The following is a 15,318-nucleotide window of genomic DNA, read 5'->3' as shown; positions in this document are numbered from 1 at the left end:
TTCCCTGTCCCCCGGCGCCGTCACGCTCACCGAAACGTGACCAGCAACCAATATCAGCTACCTCTAAATCAATCGTCCAAAATGATATTGATAATACCTGCCCTCATCCGGGGGGCAAAAAACAGGGAAGAGGTAATCATGAACATCAAAACCGTCTGCCTGGGAGTATTGGCTGCATCAGTAATCGCCGGTTCTGCACTAGCCGGCATCCTCGATGAGCCGAAGATGATGGCACCCTTCTTCACCGACAAGACGATGAAGACCATGAAGTCGGATGCCGACATGAAGAAGGTCTGGATGAAGATGTCCAAGAAACATCAGACCGCCATGATGAAGGAATGCAACGACGCCGCGATGAGCAAACCGCATGCCGAGTTCTGCGCGAAGATGCACGCGTTGGGCGGCGGCAAGGCGTAATTCTTGCAGGGATCACGAGAATGGCGGGCCCTGTGGCCCGCCATTCGTTTTTGTCAGGGGCTTTCCACCGCCGAAATCCACATCCGGTCGATGTCGGCGAGCGGCCGCTCGTCGATCTCGTCGAGGTGGTTCCAATACATGCCGTCCTCGTAGAAATAGCCCAGCTCCCGTTCGGCCCTTTCAGCCTTTTCCGCCTGGTCGAGCCGGATGCCGGAGAGGATTTGCGACCGCATCGCGGCGATCCGCTCCGGTGACAGGCCCGTCAGTTCATCGAATGACAGCCTCGGGAAAGTCAGCCGGCTGCGCGGCAGCTCCGACAGGTTGACGCACAGGCAGTCGCGCTTCAGCGCCTGGACGAGCAGCCGGTTCGACTTCGCCTCGAGATTGCGCAGCGTCACGTCATCGCGCAGCGGATCGGGGCGGCCGACACCGTAGAAATGCGTCTTGTCCGGCCTGTCATAGATCATGTCGCAGCCGAGGAACGCCAGCACATCCGGCCTCTGGCTGTGGATGGTCCAGTAGGCCGCCGTCAGCGCCATGGTGGCGCCGGCATAGACGAAGCCGCCAAAACTGTTCTGCGCCGGCACATAGTGCGAGGCGCTGAAGATCTGCGCCTGCCGCAGCCTGGCATCGCGTGGCAGCCGGTCCGCCGGGAAATCGCCGGCATGGACGAGAAGATCCCAGTCAGGCCGCACGCGCCAGGCATTGTTGATGGCAACGATCCGGCTGAACGCAGCCTTCGGCCACGCCTCGCAACGCACCACATCGGGCGCGCTGCCGAGCAGCAGGATGATGCGGGGTGACGGGGCGCTGGGCATGGTCTCTCTCTCGGCCGCGGTGGGGCGTGCCGGGCCACCGCCAACCTGTCACTTCCCACCGGATGGCTCAAGGGGTGAGGCGTGGTCCGCGCAGCGGACGGAAAGTCAATTGCTTGGCTTTCCGAACAACGAACGCCCGAAGCGACAGCGCAGGGCCGGGGTCCGGCGCGACGAGATCGGCAGTTTCGCCGTCGCGCTTATTACTTGAGAAGCGCCGCCAGCCTCGGAATCCCCTCGCTCACCGCGCGATGATCAGCCAGCGTGAAGGACAGGCGCAGCGTGTTGCGGCCGGTGCCGTCGGCATAAAACGCATTGCCGGGCACGAAGGCGACGCGCGCCTCCTTGACCGACCGCGCCAGAAGCTCGGTGGCGTCGGTGCCTTCCGGCAGCGTCACCCAGACGAACATGCCGCCTTCCGGCCGGCTCCACGTCACGCCATCGGGCATATGGGCCTCGAGCGCGCCGAGCAGCGCATCGCGGCGGGCGCCATAGGCGCCGATCAGCTTTTCGACCTGGCCCTCGAAGACGTTCTCGGCGGCACGGTGCATGACCATCTGGTTGATCGACGGGCTGTGCAGGTCCGACGCCTGCTTCATCAGAACGAGCTTTTCGATGACGGCGCGCGGCGCGCAAATCCAGCCCACCCGCATGCCCGGCGACAATATCTTCGAGAACGAGCCGCAATAGATGGTGCGCGCCTTGTCGATGCCACCCGAACGCGCGCAATCCAGCGCCAGGATCGGCGGCACGGCCTCGCCATCATAGCGCAGCGCGCGATAGGCGGCGTCCTCGATGACGGCGATGTCGAGTTCGCCGGCAAGGTCGAGCACCGCCTCGCGCTGCTTGCGGTTCAAGGTCTCGCCGGTCGGGTTGGCGAAATCCGGTACCAGATAGGCGAATTTCGGCCGCCCGCCATTGGCCGCCGCCCCCGCGCGATAGGCCGCCGGCGTCATGTTGCCGCCATCGGGCGTCAGCCGGTCGTAGCGCGGCTCATAGGCGTTGAAGGCCTGCAGCGCGCCGAGATAGGTCGGCCATGTCACCAGCGCGGTGTCGCCCGGCGAGAGAAAAAGCTTGCCCAGATAATCCAGCCCCTGCTGCGAGCCGGAGGTGATGAGGATGTTGCCCTCGTCGCAAGCCACCCCAAGCTTGCCCATCAGGCCGACCAGCCAGCGCCGCAGCGGCAGATAGCCCTCGCTGACCTGGTACTGCAGTGCGGCCCCCGCCTCCGCGCCGGCGAGCACCGAGGCATAGGCCTCGGTGATCGCAGCGGACGGAAACAGCGAAGGGTCGGGAATGCCGCCGGCGAACGAGATGATGTCGGGCTGGTCGAGCAGTTTCAAGAGCTCGCGGATTTCCGACGCCTTCATGCGCGACGAGCGCGACGCCAACAGGTCCATCAAAGTCAACACGACCTCCCAGTCGGTGGTAATTAGGTCAATCTCGCTGACCTATTATCACCGACCGTTGCCCTCTGGAATAGCCAGAAGGTCGATATGATCGCGCCAGCCTCTGACATTTGCCGTGGAACTCCATGTGGAAACAACCTGTTTTCATGCCACAATCGCCGCAACCGAGGGGACCATATGGCAACAAGACGGCGTAGGATCTTCGCGCGCCTGGCCCGCGCCCTGGCCTGGATCGGGTTCACCGCCTGCATCCTGATTGCGCTGGCATGGTGGTATTGCGAGCCCGCCACGCCCGACGCCTTCTATTCCAGGGTTTCCGATCCGGCCGCCCCGGCCGGAACGCTGATCGCCAGCGAGCCGTTCACCCGCGATGTTCCCGATAACGCGCAGGCTTGGCGGATCCTCTATGCGACGACCCGGGCTGACAATGCGCCGGCCGTGGCCAGCGCCATCGTGATGGTGTCGCGGCAACCGGCCGCTGGCAATCGGCCCGTCATCGCCTGGGCGCATGGCACGACGGGCATCGCAGCGGGTTGTGCTCCCCCGGTGATGGGGCACCCCTTCGACAATGTCCCGGCGCTGCAACCGCTGCTGGATGCCGGATGGGCCTATGTCGCGACGGACTATATCGGCCTTGGGGTTCAAGGTGGCTCTGGCGGGCACGCCTACCTGGTCGGCGACGAGGCGGCGCGCGCGGTGCTCGACGCGGTGCGCGCCGCGCGCCGGATGGACGAACCGAGGCTGGACGACAAGCTTGTGATCTGGGGCCATTCGCAAGGCGGCCACAGCGCACTTTGGGCGGGCATGCGCGCGCCCGATTACGCGCCGGAGCTCAAGCTCGCCGGAGTTGCCGCGCTCGCCCCGGCCAGCGACATCAAGGAGCTTGTCGAGGACGGGCAGTCGACGATCCTTGGCAAGATCGTGTCGGCCTATGTCATGCACGCCTATTCGGCCGCCTATCCGGACGTTCGGCCTGTCGACTATATGGGATGGTGGTCGAGAGCCCTGGCTGATGACATCGGCCGCCGCTGCCTGGGTGGCACGGAAACGCTGTTCTCGGTGGCCGAAACCGCGTTGCTGCCGCGCGGCGGCGCGTTCTCGCAAGACGCCGCATCCGGCCCGCTTGGCGCACGGCTGGAGCAGAACACGCCGCGCGGCGCAATCAATGCGCCGCTGCTGATCGCGCAGGGCGAGGACGACGACGCGGTCCTTCCGCTGATGCAGCGGACCTATGTCAAATCGCGTTGCGCCGCCGGCCAGCCCGTCGATTTCCTGTCCTACCCCGGCCTAGGCCATCTTTCGCTGGTCGCGGAGGGGTCGCCCCTGACCGCCGACCTGATGGCATGGACGCGGGACCGTTTCGCCGGCCTGCCGCCGGCGCCGGGCTGCGTCGATTGATCTTGCCGGCCAGGCTTGGGCACTGTCCAGGATGGCGGCAACGCCAACCCATTCCAGATGAAGCCGGATTGACGACATGTCTGTAGTGTTTTTCCCCACTGACGAGGAAATTCATTGCGCACCAATCCATGCCGGGGCAACATGAGCCCGCACTGAAATAACCCGCGAAAGGGGGGCAACGGCCAAGGGGACGGCCAGTGAGGGGATAGGAAAATGACGCTCAAGGTCATCGGGGCCGGCTTCGGTCGCACCGGCACGTGGTCGACTTTTGCCGCGCTGAACAGGCTCGGCTTTCCCTGCTATCACATGCAGGAAGTGATCATGAACAAGGCCAACAAGGGCCATCTCGATTTCTGGCGCAAGGTCGCCAACAGCCCGCCGGGCAGCCAGCAGGACTGGAACCAGGTGTTCGCCAACTATACGGCCACCGTCGACAATCCCGGCTGCTGCGTGTGGAAGGAATTGCTCACCGCCTACCCCGACGCCAAGGTGCTGCTGACCCTTCATCCGCGCGGCCCCGCCGCCTGGTATGACAGCACCATCGACACGATCTACTTCACCAAGAATGTCTGGCAGTTCAAGATCCTGGAATGGCTGACGCCGTTCGGCTGGAAATTCGGCGACATGTCGAGCAAGCTGGTGTGGGGCCGCACGCTGAACGGCGTGATGGACGACCGCGACAAGGCGATCGCGCGCTACAGGGCCTATATCGAGGAGGTGCAGGCGGCAGTGCCGCCGGAGAAACTTCTGCTGTTCAAGGTGACCGAGGGCTGGAGTCCGCTCTGCCGCTTCCTGGACGTGCCCGAGCCCGACGAGCCCTTCCCCAACCTCAACGACCGCGCGACCATCAAGAAGATCATCGCCGAGATCATCAACGGCTCCTACATCATGCTGGGCCTGTCGATCGCCGCCATTGTGCTGCTACTCGCCGCCCTGCTGCTGTCGCTGGGATAGAGCGGACCAGAGCGACGCGACCGCTCGGCAAAAATTCAAGTCCTGAAACGAAGAAACCGCGACCTTGCGGGGCGCGGTTTCTTGGAAACGATCAAGGCGGCGAAACGATCAAGGCGGCGAAGCAGATGTGTTCGAGGGCGGCGTACCGGCCGTGACCTTCGACAGTTTTTCGCGGCGAACCAGAACCGGCTTCTTGTAGATTTTCTTCATTCCCAAATCCCCAAGTGAAGGCGGGCGGAAATTCGCGCCCGGCTTGCCCGATGTCAATGCGGTCCCGCAGTGCGCCACCTTGCGGGTGGCGGACTGACGAAGAATCGTCAGGTCGGATTACCGCTAGGCAACGGAGCCGCCGTGACCTTTGACAGCTTTTCGCGGCGAACCAGCACCGGCTTCTCGTAGATTTTCTTCATCCCCGACTCCCCAAAATGGATACGGTCGGCAGACTCGCGTCCAGGTTGCTTCATGTCAACCCTATCGCGGCGCGCGAAGGCTGGAAAATTGATTGTTCCAGGCTGCCGATGCAAGGGGCTGCCGATGCAAGGAAGCCCCACCGGACGGGGAGGCCGGCGGGGCTGTACTTGGGGCTTGGGATCGCGAGGGGGAGCGATCCACGTACAAAACGCCCCGATGGCCAGAAGGTTCCATCAGGTTCTGTCGTCGCATTTGCGTGAGTGATCCGCAGGCATCGCACGGGGGTATCGCTCTCCAGCCCCGGTGCCGCCTTGGACCAACGCCCTGGACCGCCCCCTGCCCTGCACGACGAATGCCGCCACCTAGCCAATTCCGCCAGCCGGGCGATGCAACCACTTGGCCGAAGTGACGTTACATTTCCGGTTTGCAGAACGGCATTCCCAGAAGCAGAAGGTGACCTTGCGATGGCTCCGCGACCCTCGATGACCAGACACCCGTTGACGATGATGCTGGTGTTTCTCGTTCTCGTGGCGCCCTTCGCTGGCCTTGCCTGGCGCACGCGCGAGTGGCTCGGCTGGTGAGGCCGGCGCCATGCGCGCCCTTCCCGCCCTGACCATCCGCTTCATCGACGCCCGCTCGATGGTGGTCACCTCGATCCCCGACGCGCGCAAGGCCCTTGAAGGCCATTGGTGCAACAAGGAAGCGAAGAGCTACAAGACCGCGGCACAGCTCCTGGCCGCCGCCGAAAACGGTGCAAGCCGGCCGGCCGTCGCGTGGTCCGCCTTCGAGCGCGCCGCACGCGAACAGGGCCTGCTCAAGGCAAAAGAGCGCCCCACCGGCCTGCGCGCCCAGATCGCCGCCTCGCTGTTCGTTTCCCGAAGAGATGTGTAGCGGTCGGCTTGCCGACTCCTGCTGTGTTTATAAGATGTCAGGGGCGGTTGGCGGAGGCCTTGATGGAGTTCGGGGTTAGAGTAGGCCACGAAAACGATGCCGCAGGCATAAGCGCGGTTATCTTGCGGGCGCTGCGGGAAATCAATGCCAAGGACTACGCCGTGGACATTATCCAGCGCGTGGAGTTGAGTTTCAGTCCATCCGCCGTTCGGGACCTGATTGGCAAACGCAAAGTCTTCGTCGCTGAGATTGCCGGCCGGATCGTTGGCACCGCCAGTCTCGATGGCGGAGTCGTCAGGACCGTGTTCGTGGATCCCGATGCCCAGGGCCAAGGTGTCGGCAGACGGCTCATGGGCGAAGTCGAACTCGCCGCGCGAAGGGCCGGCGTGACGATGCTGACGGTGCCCTCATCCGTTACCGCGGAGGCTTTCTACGTCAGATTAGGGTTCAGGGCCGTGCGCGACAGCTACCATGGCGAGGAGCGCACCATCATTATGGAGCGCGCGCTCAAGTAGGTCCGCACTCCACCACTCCCTCTACTTCACCCGCCCCTCCATTCGAAGCCGCTGATCTTTACCAATCCGTATAGCCCCGGACATTTCCCCGAAAGGTGTAATGCGTAGGCAATGTTCGGGGGATAGCAACCACGTCGTTGGGTCTTGAGACCATGACCGCGTTGCGGATGGGGTGTTTGAAGACTGCTTTCATCGTCGGATTGATTGGGAAACGGCGAAGTGCAGTGGCGATTTGCCTTTGCGCTGGGAAGATATGTGGGACAGATCTTGAGCACTGACACGAGCAAGGAGCCGGATTTTCCCAGCTGGCCGCGGGAGGCCGCCGGCGTTGCCGCGCAGCTTGGCAGCCTCTGCGCTCGCATGGGCGCGCAGCGCTCGATGGTCTTCCTGTCCCGGGTCGCCTGCAAGCCGGTCAGCTTTTTCAAATGGTTCAGGTTCCTGTCCAGGTTCAGACGGCAGCACCGGCTGGGCGATCCGGACGACCATCTGCTGCGCAAGAAGGCCTACAAATTCTTCGCGCTTGGGCTGCCGGCCGGCCGCGGCTTCGACCTGCTTGCCGATCATTTCACATTGGCGGCGACAATCTTGCCGCGCGACCGGTTGGAAGCGATATGGCATGGCAACTCGATGGACATCGGCATGGTGGCCGGAAAGCGCGATGCGTACACACTGACCATGCGGCTGGCCGTTCATTCCGCCGCCAACCATGAGGGCGCGTTTTCGATCAAGCTGACGCGGCAGAGCGATCGGCTCGATCTGGTCAAGCTGAGCTTCATTTTGTACAAATTGCCCGGCGGCTATACCGCCGCCATCGGCGGAATCCAGGGCAGCAAGTGGCAGGAATCAAAGCGTGCCGTAGTCGATGCCACGCGCGACATGGGCGGGCTCAGGCCAAAGGACGCGGCGCTGCTGGTCATCGAAGGCATTGCGCTGCGCGGCGGCGCCGATCATTTTCTCGGCGTGTCGAATGCCACGCATACGATCAATTTCCGCGTCTCCAGGAACCGTGTGCGCAAACATGCGGACATGGACGAGTACTGGCTTGACCGGGGCGGACGGGCCGGGGGCGAATTCGGCTTCGTGATCCCCGTGAAGAACGCCGGGATCGCGCCCTTGACCCGGCGCGATATCGCCAAGCACGAATTCCTGGAGATCGGCAGGAACCTGTTCTTGGCCCAGCCCCTTCCGCCTGGGCCAGCCTGGAGCGCCTGTTCCGCGTCCTCGCCGGACCGGGCGATGCCGCCGTTGCCTATCGACTGATCGCAACATTACCAAACTGTAATGTTGCCGCAAGGCATCGGACAGATCGCTTCGTCACAGTGTCCATGGGCGATAAGGGCCAAGTGGAGGAAAATAAAATGTACAAGAAACTTCTTTCCGCAGCGATTATGATGATGTTTGCAGCCGCCCCCGCGCTTGCGGCGACAGAATATTTCGTCGCCCAGAAAGCAAGCGACAAGACGTGTTCCGTTGCGACGACCAAGCCTGACGGCAAGGCCACGATGATGGTCGGAAAATCGTCTTACAAAACCGAAGCTGAGGCGACAGCAGCCATGAAAACCGCTGCGGAATGCAAGAAGTAGCAAGCTCTCGAGAAACGCCGATGGCGGACGCCGTGTGTCCGCCATCGAAGGCTCTTTTTCGAGCATGATCTTTTCCGAAAACCGGTCTCCGCCCTCGGGTCAAGCCCAAGGGCATGCTCTTCGGAATTATGCCTGGACACCGGGCCGGCCCGTTCGGCGAGGCCCAAGCTCATCTGTGAAGGAAATGAACCCATGAAGAAATCCATCCTCTCGGCTCTCGGCCTCGCGTTCGCGCTGGTCATCTCGATGCCGGTTCTCGAAGCCAATGCGGCCGCCACCACCGCCGCCGTGACCGCTGCCGCCACCACGGCTGCCCCGGCCGCCGTGGAAAAGGTCGCGGCCAAGAAGCACAAGAAACACAGGAAGCATTCCAGGAAGCACAAGACGGCCGCTAAGGCCTACTGATACCCGGCGGTCATCGCCTGCGAAGACCAAGGCCCATCCTGGTTCCACCGGGATGGATGATGTTTGGACGATGTTTAGCAGCTTGCCGTCCTTCGCCACCGCCCTGCCCGGCGACAGGGTGATAGACGGTCCGCCCTTGGGCACCGCCACCACCGACGGCAATTATTCCGGCAAACCATCGGCGCGATAAAGGAAATCCTGGCTGCGGGCAGCACTTGGCCCGGCGGATACCTTTGCCGCAGCGGAGGCCGGCACCGTTTCCAGCAATGCCCGACGGGATTTCCTGTCCGGCACCGCGCTGGCGGGCACCAGCCGCACCACGGCATGGCCATGGCGGGTCAGGATGACCTCGTCGCCGGCTTCCGCGCGCCGAACCAACTCCGTCAACTGCCCCTTCGCCTTGGTTACCGATACCTGCATTGCAGCACGTCCTGTTCTGGACCAGATACAGGTCCAATATCCGGAGATATCCAGACCATTCCACGCTCCATATCAACCGGCAACTGGCGGATCACCCCAGCAGCTTCCCGTCCTTCGCCACCGCCCTGCCCCGGCGATAGACGGTCCGTCCCTTGGGCACCGCCACCACCGCTTCCGGCACATGTCCGGCAGCCAGCGTCACGAAGTCGGCGCTGGCGCCCACCCCGATGCCGTAATTGTCCAGCCGCAACGCCCTGGCGCCGGCATAGGTGACCACGTCGAAGGCCGCTTCCAGTTCGTGGTCCTCGTAGAAGCCCGAGCGGTAGCCAATCATGTTGGCGCGGTTCAGCATGTCGCCATCGCCATAGGGCCACCAGGAATCGCGGATGTTGTCGGAACCGCCGAACACGGTGACGCCGGCTTGGCGCAGTGCCGCGACCGGCGGGAAAGCGTGGTCGCCCGGCGCGTTGGTCATGATCGAGATGCCTGAGGCCGCCAGCATGTCGCCGGCCTTCTTCAGCACATCGCCGGAAAACTCGCCCAGCGCATAGGCGTGGCTGACGGCGACGTGCCCCTGCATGCCCAATGCCCGTGTCCGCGCGGCGATCTCCTCGATCTCGAACAGGCCGAGCGTGCCGCCATCGTGCAGATGGATGTCGACGCCGACGCCATGCTTTTGCGCCAGGCCGAAGACCACGTCGAGATGGCCCTTCACGTCGCGGTCGAAGCTCGCGGGGTCGAGCCCGCCGATCAGGTCGCAGCCGAGCTTCAGCGCCTCCCCCAGGAATTCGGCCGTGCCGAGCGACGACAGGATGCCGCTTTGCGGGAAGGCGACAAGCTGGACGTCGATGAGGTCGCGGTGCGCTTCGCGCACGGCGAGTATCGCCTCCAGATGCTTCAGCCCGACCGAGCCGTCGACCATCACATGGCTGCGCATGCTGAGGCTGCCATGGACAACGCACAGTTCCAGCTGGTTCTTGGCCCGCACCGCGATGGGCGCGGCAGCCGTGAGATTGCGCGCCTGGAACGCCACGCGCTCGCGCACGTCGAAACCGCCGGTGCAGGGAATATGCGGCCGCCAGGCGTCACCATAAAACGAGGTGTCGAGATGGATATGACCCTCGACGAAGCCGGGCACCGTGAGCTGGCCGCCGAGGTCGATGGTCTCGATGGCGGGGGTCTCGGTGGCGAGCGCACTGTCGCCGGCCGGCGCGATGGCACTGAAGCGGCCATCGGTGACGGTGATATCAACCAGCGCGCCATCGGCCAGCCTGGCATTGGTAAAGTGGGTGTTCGGGAGGGCAGTCACGGCATCACCATTTTCGGGGTCGTTGCCACAAGGCTACACCATGCGCGCTGGGCAAGGGTCAACACGGTAAAAGATGGAAAGTGTTTCGTGGGCCTGATGTCCGGAGGCGAAAAACATCATGCCGAACAGGAGGATGCGGGAGAACAATGAATCAGGATGGGAGGGCGGCGAGCACCGCCTTTATGATTCCTGGACGGAGAAATCCCGTCCAATGCTGGTGCCGCCCCTCATTGCCCTGCTGGGCATTTCTCCCCGTATAGTGACGGGGAGAAAGACGCTGTCGTTGACGGTTTCGCCAATTGCCAACCTTGCAAGAAGGGCGCCGAGGTCGCGGCAAGCTCCCCTTCTCCCCGTCACTATACGGGGAGAAGGTGCCGGCAGGCGGATGAGGGGCAGCGCGAAGTTCGAAGGGAAAGTGCTTCCGCCGAAGCGTGCCCTCACCGGCCCACCAATGCCTCCGCGGTCACCAGCGTCGCGCCCGCCCCGGCAAACTCGGCATTGTGCCGGGCGATGATCTCGCCAGCCGTCTCGCTGGCACTGTCCAGCGTCGAGTGCGCATCCTTGACCACGGTGACGCCAAGCCCTCTCGCCATCGCGCCCTTGACGGTGGCGGCCACGCAAAAATCGGTCTGCGCGCCCGCCAGCACCACCGCGCCGGCGCCCTGTCCGGCCACCCAGTCGGCAAAGGCGGGATTGCTGAAGGCATCGCGCACGGATTTGGCGAAGGTCGGCTCGTCGCCTGCCTGGCCGAGCGCCGGCCATACCGGCCAGCCCGGTTCGCCGGGCGCCAGCGGGTCGCCCGCCGGCCCGTCATGGCGGATGAAGGCAACCTTGCGCCCACCCCGCCGCGCCCACTCGATCAGCGCCTTTGTGCGCTCGACAACGCCCTCGGCATCATGGATCGGCGGCTCATGCACGCCGTCGAACATGCCGGTCTGGAGGTCGATCACGACGAGCGGGGCGGAGGAAGGAAGGGCTGGCTCTGACATCGGGGTTACATAGCATGACGGGTCGGGTGATCAAGGATGGGCTATTGAGAGAAGCACCTGCAAAGCAGTCAGCCAGCTGGAAAATTCGACTTTAGCGCATTACGGTTCGGATGACGCCAAAGGGGGGAGAAATGGCAGAACAGCGTAGTGTGTTCCTTATTGGTGGAGGCACCGGCCGGGATGAGCAGGCAGTATTTACACTGGATCGAAACGGCACCGGTTGCAGCCTGACCTGCAGCTATCGAGACAAGGTGGTCGAGGCAGAGGAGGACGACTTTTTCGAAGCCTTGTGCCAGATACGTCAGCGCCTCGAAGTCGATGGCCTGCTGCCCTTTTGTTACGGCGCGAGCGCAAATGTCTATCCGGAAGAAACCATCATCGAGATGAGCCGAGGATTGATGGCTTGCAAAGTGCAGATGGGACAAATTCCCCAAAAGACCGATCTGGTCGACATATTTGATGAAGGCCCCGATATCATCCCTGTTTTCGTCAGTATGCACCAGGAATTCTGGGATGCATGGCTGGCCTCGCTACCGTCATGACCAACGACAATTGGCCCTTCGACGAACTCGCAATCTCGCGGTCATCACGGCACGCCGGATCATGAACGGCGAACATGCCATCGACTATGTGACGCACGAGAAAGATGACGGAGCATGGCAATTCCTGAACTGGGAAGCCGGTTTCGAAACTAAAGGAGGCCATGCTTGTCGGCCTTGAAGAGGTCATGGCGATAGACAAGTCGCTGCTACAGATCAGCGACCTGCCCCTGGGATGGTTCGCCCGCAGGGAGCGCAAGGGCGGGCAGTGGCACAAGGCAATCAGCGATGGCTGCGACAACCCTTGAGGTCGTAAGGCACCTGCCATGCCGCAGCCCCAGCCGTCCGGCCTGATCCTAAGAGCTTCGCCCGTCGCCCTTGCACATGTCGATCGCTCTCGTGGCCTTGATCAACTGGATCCGCACCGGCAAGGGCTGCCGTAGGTTCTGCCAGTAGGCAGCCGCACCCTTCATCTCGTGTCCGGCGCCGCCGCCGATCGCCCCGTCCGCGCTGACCAGAATGGTCATGACCTTGATGCCGCAGACAAGGTTCCTGTCGGGATCGGTGATCTCGGCTTCAGACTTGAAGCCGCATTTGTATCTGGGCTCGTCTGCCAGCGAGAGCTGCATGAGGCCGATGGAGTATTGGCCCTGATCCTCTTCCCAGAAGGCGGCCGCACTGTTGTTGACGGATTCCGCGTGGACCAGGGCAGCCAGCAGCGTGCGCCAGAACACCGCACGGCCCTCGCGGTCCTGCCTGAGATAGCCGGGGCAGAACTCGCCGATGTCGGACGGCTCGAGCGCGGTCAGCGGATGATCGGCGTCGATCAGCGCCGTCATCTTGCGGGCGATGGCCTTGTCGTCGAACTGCCTGGCCACCACGCCTTGCGCCTCCAGGCACTTCTTGGCGAAGGCCTGCGCCTCAGGCTGGTTGGTGTGGCCATGCGCGAGCCATTGCGCGGTGCAGGATGGACGGGCTTCGATGGGAGGGGCCATGGGAACCGCGCTTTCAATAATGCGAGGGCCGGCGCAGCCCTCGAGCATGCCCACCAGGGCGGCGGACACCACAAGAGCCTGCATAGATCTCGAACGCAAAACCGCAATCAGCGGAGCTGACCCGTACGCATGCACACACCCCTCCCGAGCGCTGCTTGAAAAATGCATCGAACGCCCGGCCTTGTTAACTTGGCAGATCAGGGTTCGTCTGTCACCCGATCCCGCCCGTCACCGCATAAGCCCCGGCCGTGCGCCCGTCCTCCGTCCGCACCACGGCCGTCACGATCGAGCCATAGGACCCGCGCCAGACGCTGTGGACCCTGCGATGCTCGCTGGCTGGAACCAGCGCGACGCCGCTGAAGCGGACGCTGCCCTTGGGCGTTTCGACCGGCGGCGCCTCGCTGCGCCGCATCTCGACCGGCCTGCCGTTGACATGCGCCCGCACGCTCACCGACGACGAAACATCGCCGGAGAGATCGAGCGTCACGACGATCTCGTCCTCATCGCCGGCACTGAGCGTATCGGCGGCCAGCACGACCGCCAGCGGCGTTGTGCCCGCCCTGGCGATGCCGTCCGCCTGCGCCGCAAACACATCATCGGCCAGTTCAGGCGTGCGCGGCGGGCTGGTGCGGCGCTGAGTGTCGCGCTCGTAGTCGCCGGCGAGGCAGAGCAGCCTTGTGTCGTCATAGGCCTTGCCGGCAAAAGTCAGCCCCACGGGCATGCCGATGTCGGCCATGGTCCCCATCGGCACGGTGACGGTAGGGATGCCCAGGTGCCGCCACACCAGATTGCCGTTGGCGACCCAGGTGCCGTTGCGCCAGGCCAATACCGCTGACGCTTCGTTGACATCGGCATCGGCCGGCCCGACATCGGCGGCGGCCGGCAGCACCACCGCATCGAGGCCTTGCGCGTCCAGCCAGTCCTCGAAATCGATCCGCCTCGTCGCCTCAAGCCCCTTCAGCCCGTCTTCCAGCGCCGGGATATCGGCGATCTCAGCGACGCCGAGCTTCGCCCGCTCGACATAGTCGGCAACGCTGAAATCACCGGCATAGCGGTCGGGCAACGTGCCCGGCGGCTGCGGAAAAATGTTCGGGCCATCGACGGAAGCGAGATCAGGGATGTTCGGATCGGCATTCGCCCGCAGGAAATCATCCCAGCCGAAAATGCAGAGGTCCCAGATTTCCCGCTCGGCGAAATCCAGGGGCACGATGCCGCGATCGACCATGGTTTGCGCGCCGGGACGGTCGCGCTCGTAATTGGAGACGACAGGAAAATCGACCTCCACCACCTCGGCGCCGAGCCGCCTGAGATCATCCGCCGCCTGCCGCCACAGATCGAGCACCGAGGCGCGGGTTTCGATCGGCCTGGTCGCCTCGGCATCCCGCCCGATATACATGCGCGGCACGCCCAGCCGCTTGCCCTTCAATGCGCCTTCCAGTGGCAGCCCGGCATAGCTTGGCGGCCTGACCGCCGAACTCACGGGCAGCGCCACCCAGGGCTGCGCGCGCCAGAAATCGCCCTGCGTCTGCGCATCGTCAGCCACGATCACGTCGAGCAGTTCCAGCATGTCGGCAACGTTGCGCGTATGCGGCACCACCACATCCATGGTCGGCACCAGCGGCCAGTTGCCGCGAACCGAAATGACGCCGCGCGACGGCGTGTAGGCGACAACGGCGTTGTTGGAGGCCGGCGCGCGGCCCGACGACCATGTCTCCTCGCCCAGCCCGAAGGCGGCGAAGCTCGCCCCTGTCGCCGTGCCCGAGCCGTTGGACGAGCCGGATGCGAAGGCGGCGGTGAGGTAATCGGCATTATAGGGGCTTTCGGCTCGGCCATAGACGCCGCGCTGCATGCCGCCATTGGCCATCGGCGGCATGTTGGTGAGGCCGATCAGCACCGCGCCGCCGGCCCGCAATTGCGCGATGGTGAAGGCGTCCTCATTGGCCGTGAGATGTTCGAAGGCGGGCGAACCGGCGGCCACAGTCAACCCCGCCACCTTGTAGCTGTCCTTGGCCGTATAGGGGATGCCGTCCAGCGGCCCGAGCAAAGCCCCTCGCTGGCGGCGCAGGTCGGAGGCAGCGGCCTCCTCGAACATTTTCGGGTTGAGCACGGGAACCGCATTCAGCGTCATGCCATGCCGGTCATAAAAACCGATGCGCCGCAGATAGGCGCCGACCAGCTCGACGCTGGTGACAGCGCCCTCCTCCAGCGCGCGCCGCAACTGGGCGATCGTCGCCTCGACGATGTGAAGGTCGGTCATGGGATTCTTCC

At 63.8% G+C, this 15,318-nt stretch carries 18 protein-coding genes; 10 read left to right on the top strand and 8 right to left on the bottom strand.

From position 1 onward, the window contains the following. The first annotated feature begins 138 nt into the window (after positions 1 to 138). The gene (locus ABVQ20_RS00905; RefSeq protein WP_354457623.1) at positions 139 to 417 is read left to right on the top strand and encodes a hypothetical protein; all 279 of its coding nucleotides are present in this window, start codon (positions 139 to 141) and stop codon (positions 415 to 417) included. A gap of 53 nt (positions 418 to 470) precedes the next feature. Here the strand turns inward: ABVQ20_RS00905 and ABVQ20_RS00900 are convergent, their stop codons facing one another. Beyond that, positions 471 to 1,235: a hypothetical protein gene (locus ABVQ20_RS00900; RefSeq protein WP_354457622.1), complete on the bottom strand. Its 765-nt coding sequence runs from the start codon at positions 1,233 to 1,235 to the stop codon at positions 471 to 473. 200 nt (positions 1,236 to 1,435) lie between these two features. Then, positions 1,436 to 2,632 carry an aminotransferase-like domain-containing protein gene (locus tag ABVQ20_RS00895; RefSeq protein ID WP_354462076.1) on the bottom strand — a complete coding sequence of 399 codons (1,197 nt, stop codon included), beginning with the start codon at positions 2,630 to 2,632 and terminating at the stop codon, positions 1,436 to 1,438. Positions 2,633 to 2,818: 186 nt separating this feature from the next. Here ABVQ20_RS00895 and ABVQ20_RS00890 point away from each other — a divergent pair, with 186 nt between their 5' ends. Together ABVQ20_RS00890 and ABVQ20_RS00885 are read left to right on the top strand one after the other, a co-directional pair. Then, positions 2,819 to 4,039 (top strand): lipase family protein, encoded by a 1,221-nt coding sequence (locus ABVQ20_RS00890; protein ID WP_354457621.1) that lies wholly within the window; start codon positions 2,819 to 2,821, stop codon positions 4,037 to 4,039. Positions 4,040 to 4,252: 213 nt separating this feature from the next. Next, a complete protein-coding gene (locus tag ABVQ20_RS00885; protein WP_354457620.1) occupies positions 4,253 to 4,993 on the top strand; it encodes a sulfotransferase family protein in 741 nt (246 codons plus the stop codon). Between the two features lie 317 nt (positions 4,994 to 5,310). On the opposite strand, the gene ABVQ20_RS00875 is transcribed toward ABVQ20_RS00885, so the two are convergent. Beyond that, entirely contained in the window at positions 5,311 to 5,403 is a 93-nt protein-coding gene (locus ABVQ20_RS00875; RefSeq protein ID WP_354457618.1) for a putative RiPP precursor, read from the bottom strand. Between the two features lie 592 nt (positions 5,404 to 5,995). Between ABVQ20_RS00875 and ABVQ20_RS00870 the strand changes: the two genes are divergently transcribed. The 5 genes from ABVQ20_RS00870 to ABVQ20_RS00850 all read left to right on the top strand — a co-directional run bounded on the left by ABVQ20_RS00870 (position 5,996) and on the right by ABVQ20_RS00850 (position 8,798). Then, positions 5,996 to 6,295 carry a DUF982 domain-containing protein gene (locus ABVQ20_RS00870; protein ID WP_354457617.1) on the top strand — a complete coding sequence of 100 codons (300 nt, stop codon included), beginning with the start codon at positions 5,996 to 5,998 and terminating at the stop codon, positions 6,293 to 6,295. Between the two features lie 62 nt (positions 6,296 to 6,357). Continuing rightward, a complete protein-coding gene (locus tag ABVQ20_RS00865) occupies positions 6,358 to 6,810 on the top strand; it encodes a GNAT family N-acetyltransferase (RefSeq protein ID WP_354457616.1) in 453 nt (150 codons plus the stop codon). A 267-nt stretch (positions 6,811 to 7,077) separates the two neighbouring features. Continuing rightward, positions 7,078 to 8,070 carry a DUF535 family protein gene (locus tag ABVQ20_RS00860; RefSeq protein ID WP_354457615.1) on the top strand — a complete coding sequence of 331 codons (993 nt, stop codon included), beginning with the start codon at positions 7,078 to 7,080 and terminating at the stop codon, positions 8,068 to 8,070. 98 nt (positions 8,071 to 8,168) lie between these two features. Next, on the top strand, positions 8,169 to 8,393 hold the full coding sequence (locus tag ABVQ20_RS00855; RefSeq protein WP_354457614.1) for a hypothetical protein: 225 nt from the start codon (positions 8,169 to 8,171) through the stop codon (positions 8,391 to 8,393). 192 nt (positions 8,394 to 8,585) lie between these two features. Then, positions 8,586 to 8,798, top strand: a complete 213-nt coding sequence (locus ABVQ20_RS00850; RefSeq protein ID WP_354457613.1) for a hypothetical protein — start codon at positions 8,586 to 8,588, stop codon at positions 8,796 to 8,798. Between the two features lie 162 nt (positions 8,799 to 8,960). Here the strand turns inward: ABVQ20_RS00850 and ABVQ20_RS00845 are convergent, their stop codons facing one another. From ABVQ20_RS00845 to ABVQ20_RS00835, 3 genes are all read right to left on the bottom strand, one after another. Further along, entirely contained in the window at positions 8,961 to 9,218 is a 258-nt protein-coding gene (locus ABVQ20_RS00845) for a type II toxin-antitoxin system Phd/YefM family antitoxin (RefSeq protein WP_354457612.1), read from the bottom strand. 91 nt (positions 9,219 to 9,309) lie between these two features. Then, positions 9,310 to 10,527: an amidohydrolase family protein gene (locus tag ABVQ20_RS00840; RefSeq protein ID WP_354457611.1), complete on the bottom strand. Its 1,218-nt coding sequence runs from the start codon at positions 10,525 to 10,527 to the stop codon at positions 9,310 to 9,312. A 437-nt stretch (positions 10,528 to 10,964) separates the two neighbouring features. Beyond that, on the bottom strand, positions 10,965 to 11,516 hold the full coding sequence (locus ABVQ20_RS00835; RefSeq protein ID WP_354457610.1) for an isochorismatase family protein: 552 nt from the start codon (positions 11,514 to 11,516) through the stop codon (positions 10,965 to 10,967). A 131-nt stretch (positions 11,517 to 11,647) separates the two neighbouring features. Between ABVQ20_RS00835 and ABVQ20_RS00830 the strand changes: the two genes are divergently transcribed. Both ABVQ20_RS00830 and ABVQ20_RS00825 read left to right on the top strand, forming a co-directional pair. Beyond that, on the top strand, positions 11,648 to 12,058 hold the full coding sequence (locus ABVQ20_RS00830) for a hypothetical protein (protein ID WP_354457609.1): 411 nt from the start codon (positions 11,648 to 11,650) through the stop codon (positions 12,056 to 12,058). A gap of 161 nt (positions 12,059 to 12,219) precedes the next feature. Continuing rightward, positions 12,220 to 12,363: a hypothetical protein gene (locus ABVQ20_RS00825; RefSeq protein ID WP_354457608.1), complete on the top strand. Its 144-nt coding sequence runs from the start codon at positions 12,220 to 12,222 to the stop codon at positions 12,361 to 12,363. A 48-nt stretch (positions 12,364 to 12,411) separates the two neighbouring features. Here the strand turns inward: ABVQ20_RS00825 and ABVQ20_RS00820 are convergent, their stop codons facing one another. After that, on the bottom strand, positions 12,412 to 13,050 hold the full coding sequence (locus tag ABVQ20_RS00820) for a transglycosylase SLT domain-containing protein (RefSeq protein WP_354457607.1): 639 nt from the start codon (positions 13,048 to 13,050) through the stop codon (positions 12,412 to 12,414). Positions 13,051 to 13,261: 211 nt separating this feature from the next. Next, positions 13,262 to 15,307 carry an amidase gene (locus ABVQ20_RS00815; protein WP_354457606.1) on the bottom strand — a complete coding sequence of 682 codons (2,046 nt, stop codon included), beginning with the start codon at positions 15,305 to 15,307 and terminating at the stop codon, positions 13,262 to 13,264. Between the last annotated feature and the right edge of the window lie 11 nt (positions 15,308 to 15,318).

The sequence above is a fragment of the Mesorhizobium shangrilense genome, from assembly GCF_040537815.1.
Classification (GTDB): domain Bacteria; phylum Pseudomonadota; class Alphaproteobacteria; order Rhizobiales; family Rhizobiaceae; genus Mesorhizobium; species Mesorhizobium shangrilense.
This window is presented reverse-complemented; position numbering and strand designations above follow the sequence as displayed.

Coding starts and splice junctions, on each gene's coding strand:
- ABVQ20_RS00875 (WP_354457618.1), bottom strand. CDS start 5,403: ATGAAGAAAATCTACGAGAAGCCGGTGCTGGTTCGCCGCGAAAAGCTG.
- ABVQ20_RS00895 (WP_354462076.1), bottom strand. CDS start 2,632: ATGGACCTGTTGGCGTCGCGCTCGTCGCGCATGAAGGCGTCGGAAATC.
- ABVQ20_RS00905 (WP_354457623.1), top strand. CDS start 139: ATGAACATCAAAACCGTCTGCCTGGGAGTATTGGCTGCATCAGTAATC.
- ABVQ20_RS00815 (WP_354457606.1), bottom strand. CDS start 15,307: ATGACCGACCTTCACATCGTCGAGGCGACGATCGCCCAGTTGCGGCGC.
- ABVQ20_RS00835 (WP_354457610.1), bottom strand. CDS start 11,516: ATGTCAGAGCCAGCCCTTCCTTCCTCCGCCCCGCTCGTCGTGATCGAC.
- ABVQ20_RS00885 (WP_354457620.1), top strand. CDS start 4,253: ATGACGCTCAAGGTCATCGGGGCCGGCTTCGGTCGCACCGGCACGTGG.
- ABVQ20_RS00900 (WP_354457622.1), bottom strand. CDS start 1,235: ATGCCCAGCGCCCCGTCACCCCGCATCATCCTGCTGCTCGGCAGCGCG.
- ABVQ20_RS00845 (WP_354457612.1), bottom strand. CDS start 9,218: ATGCAGGTATCGGTAACCAAGGCGAAGGGGCAGTTGACGGAGTTGGTT.
- ABVQ20_RS00855 (WP_354457614.1), top strand. CDS start 8,169: ATGTACAAGAAACTTCTTTCCGCAGCGATTATGATGATGTTTGCAGCC.
- ABVQ20_RS00890 (WP_354457621.1), top strand. CDS start 2,819: ATGGCAACAAGACGGCGTAGGATCTTCGCGCGCCTGGCCCGCGCCCTG.
- ABVQ20_RS00865 (WP_354457616.1), top strand. CDS start 6,358: ATGGAGTTCGGGGTTAGAGTAGGCCACGAAAACGATGCCGCAGGCATA.
- ABVQ20_RS00870 (WP_354457617.1), top strand. CDS start 5,996: ATGCGCGCCCTTCCCGCCCTGACCATCCGCTTCATCGACGCCCGCTCG.
- ABVQ20_RS00830 (WP_354457609.1), top strand. CDS start 11,648: ATGGCAGAACAGCGTAGTGTGTTCCTTATTGGTGGAGGCACCGGCCGG.
- ABVQ20_RS00825 (WP_354457608.1), top strand. CDS start 12,220: ATGCTTGTCGGCCTTGAAGAGGTCATGGCGATAGACAAGTCGCTGCTA.
- ABVQ20_RS00820 (WP_354457607.1), bottom strand. CDS start 13,050: ATGGCCCCTCCCATCGAAGCCCGTCCATCCTGCACCGCGCAATGGCTC.
- ABVQ20_RS00850 (WP_354457613.1), top strand. CDS start 8,586: ATGAAGAAATCCATCCTCTCGGCTCTCGGCCTCGCGTTCGCGCTGGTC.